Genomic DNA, 3140 nt, shown 5'->3' with positions numbered 1-3140 from the left:
AGCAATACATTTTCATCAAAAAACCCCCTTTTTTTACGATCTTTTCAATTCGCAAACTAAGTCAACATATAAAATCACATTTAATTAACAATAATTGTAATTTTATCACACGCGTTAAGGTATAAATTTTCAGAAAAACAGAATGGAGTTCAAATAAAAAAACATATAACCAATTGATAAATAAAGATTTAAAAATAATTTAAATTAAATATCAATATAAAACCATCAAAATAAAGCATTTAAAATACATTAATAAGATTAATGCTATGAAATTGTTAAAAACCATTTCTATTTTTCTAAAAAACGTCTTTTGATAAAAAATATCTATTTTTTATAGACCTCTTTCACACAATAAAAATGTAAGAAAACACATTAAGGAAAAACAAACAAAATACGTAAAAATAACAATAGAGTAGTCAGAATAGAGCAATTGATAAGATGAGTTATTGAGCTAAATATAAACCTCAATCTTAAAACTTTCCAGTATTAATTTTGAGCAAATAAAAGAAAATCAGAGATAAAAAAAGACTCCACAAGTGGAGTCTTAATGACACAAACTGAGGGTAATAAATTAGAAGTTATAGTTCAAACCAATGTTGTAACGACGACCTTCTAATGTGGTATTAAAGTTTTCATAGTTGATGCGACGATCAAGTACATTATAAACACCACCAATCACATTAAGCTGTTTGGTTAAACTATAACTGGTACCAATATCAACAAACGCATAAGAAGGAGTACCATGTGACATCGATGTACGTGATAAGTAATCAGAGGTTTTACCACGGAAATTAATTCGTGCCCATGTTTCCATTTCTGGCGTGGTTTCCCAGTTTAAGGTTGCATTCGCCATATGGCGTGGTTGTTTATTCAGTGGTTTACCACTAAATGCACCACTCTTCTGTTCTGAATCGGTAAAGGTATAGTTAGCGGCTAAGTTCCATTCTGGTGAAATTACCCAGTTACCAGTAACCTCAATACCACGCATATTAGCTTTATCTACGTTTTCGCGCGTACTGATAAAGTCATATTGGTGACCATATCCTTGCTCTTTGGTACACGTAGGTAACACACCTTTATCATCACAAATACGACGTTCAGTAATTTTGTCTTTAAAATCAGTATTATAAATAGTCACACTTGCCGTTAAGTTATCACGGTTATCCCAAATAATACCAATTTCTTCCGTTACTGACTTTTCAGGTTTCAGATCTGGGTTACCGTAAATAACAGCATTTCCCCCTGAGCCACCTGTTGCTTGTCCCCATGTTTTTGTTGCTTGGCGTAAATCTGGTGAACGGTAACCGGTAGAAACACCCCCTTTTAACGTCCATTCATCGGCCATATGCCAAACACCGTAGACTCGAGGTGTCCAATGCGTACCGTAGTTTTCATCTTTATCCATACGCAGACCGCCCGTTAAAGCGAAGTCATTGGTCATCGCCCATTCGTCCTCAGCAAAGAGTGCCCAGCTGTAACGGTCTAATTTATTGCTATCTTTAAGTTTATTACCTTCATCTTTTAACTCTTCGTAACGATATTGAGCACCAACACTTAATGTATGCGCATCTAACATAAATACCGTTTGATTACGTACAGTAGTATCGTTGTATTTCATTTTACGACTTGGGTTATTATTTTCATCACGTTGGATATACGTATTCATCGTACCAAAGTCATAAATACCATCATGAGTCAATGCATATTGTGTTAACTCATATTTACTGAAATCACTATTCTTAGATTTACGAGAACGCTCAGATGCTGAATATTCCCAACGAGCATCACGATGTTGGCTGTCTTTTTTAAATTCAAATTCAACCGTATTTTTGTCATCAGGTGTCCAGCTTAATGTCCCACCACCACTTGCGGTAATTTGACGATTATAGCCATTCACAAATTTGTCTTCACTACGATGCGAATATTGACCTTGAACTTTCAAACCCAGCAAATTATCAATCAATGGACCCGCGGCATAAAAACTGCCTTGTTCAGTATTTCCTGAGTTTTGACGTTCTGTCAGCGTGCTATCAGCGCGTAAACTTACATTCCACTCTTTTTGCGCTTTACGGGTAATAATATTGATCACCCCACCCATGGCATCCGAACCATATAAAGAAGACATTGGACCACGCACAACTTCAATGCGTTCAATGGCAGGTAAAGGGGGTAACCAACCTTGTTCAATACCTGCGTTATCACTATTAGGGCGCGTTTCACGCGAGGCAACACGCTTACCATCAACCAAGATCATGGTATATTTTGCATCCATACCACGAATACTGATATCAGAACTACTTCCACCGCCGGTGACTAATACACCCGGTACATCTTTTAGTGCATCCGTGACATCACGGTAAGATTTGGTCTCAAGCTGCTCACGAGTGACAACAGAAACCGACGCAGGCGCATCTTCAACAGTTTGTTTAAACCCTGAAGCAGTTGTTACAAGTAATTTTTCTACATTTTCTGCTGATGCAGTCATAACAAAACTTGATGCAATAGCAGCAACAACGCCAAGCGCGATTTTATTTTTATTTAACACTACCATTCCCGATTCTCCAAGAATATATATTCTTTAAGTTTTATATAGATGGATATATCGACAGTTGCTCAGAAATTAGGGGCATAAATTTGGTTCCCCTTAGTTATTTTAATATTATTTTTTATATCCCCTATTTACTGCATTCCTATATTTACTTCTTTTCTCTTTTACCCACTAAATCCATTGAATGTTATTGGTCATTAAGATCTAATGCGTTTAATGGCTTGTCCAATAATAAAGAAGAAACACACTGCATCACCGTCATGGTTCCTAAAACATCTGAATAAACACCCGTTGGCAATATTTATGACAAATAGACTACATTTTGGGCGCGTTGCCGAAGTTTATCGAAGCCAGAGGGTTACTATCTAAACAAAGGACACCTAATGATTTACTTAATCAAGCCAATAGCTGTGATTTTTATTCGTTAACAAATAAAATTACGCGCCAACAATAAAGCAAATAATAATAATTATCAATGCGATTTCTAATATAATTAGGTTTTTTGTATGTTTTCTAAAATGATTAAATTGAAAAATAAAAAAACGCCCGTTTTAATGTGACGTAAGTCACAAAACGAGCGTTTTTTTATATT

1 protein-coding gene is annotated in these 3140 nt (G+C 35.5%); it reads right to left on the bottom strand.

Going from position 1 to position 3140, the window contains the following annotated elements; genetic code table 11:
- Positions 1–571: 571 nt before the first annotated feature.
- Positions 572–2551, bottom strand: a complete 1980-nt coding sequence (locus BHE89_RS13355) for a ligand-gated channel protein (protein ID WP_069368297.1) — start codon at positions 2549–2551, stop codon at positions 572–574.
- Positions 2552–3140: the final 589 nt, after the last annotated feature.

The organism is Shigella sp. FC1967 (genome assembly GCF_001743005.1).
Taxonomy (GTDB): Bacteria; Pseudomonadota; Gammaproteobacteria; order Enterobacterales; family Enterobacteriaceae; genus Proteus.
The sequence above is the reverse complement of the archived record's forward strand: the minus strand, read 5'-3'. Positions and strand labels throughout refer to the sequence as shown.

Excerpts from the sequence above, each read along its gene's own strand:
- BHE89_RS13355 (WP_069368297.1), bottom strand. The coding sequence starts at position 2,551 with ATGGTAGTGTTAAATAAAAATAAAATCGCGCTTGGCGTTGTTGCTGCT.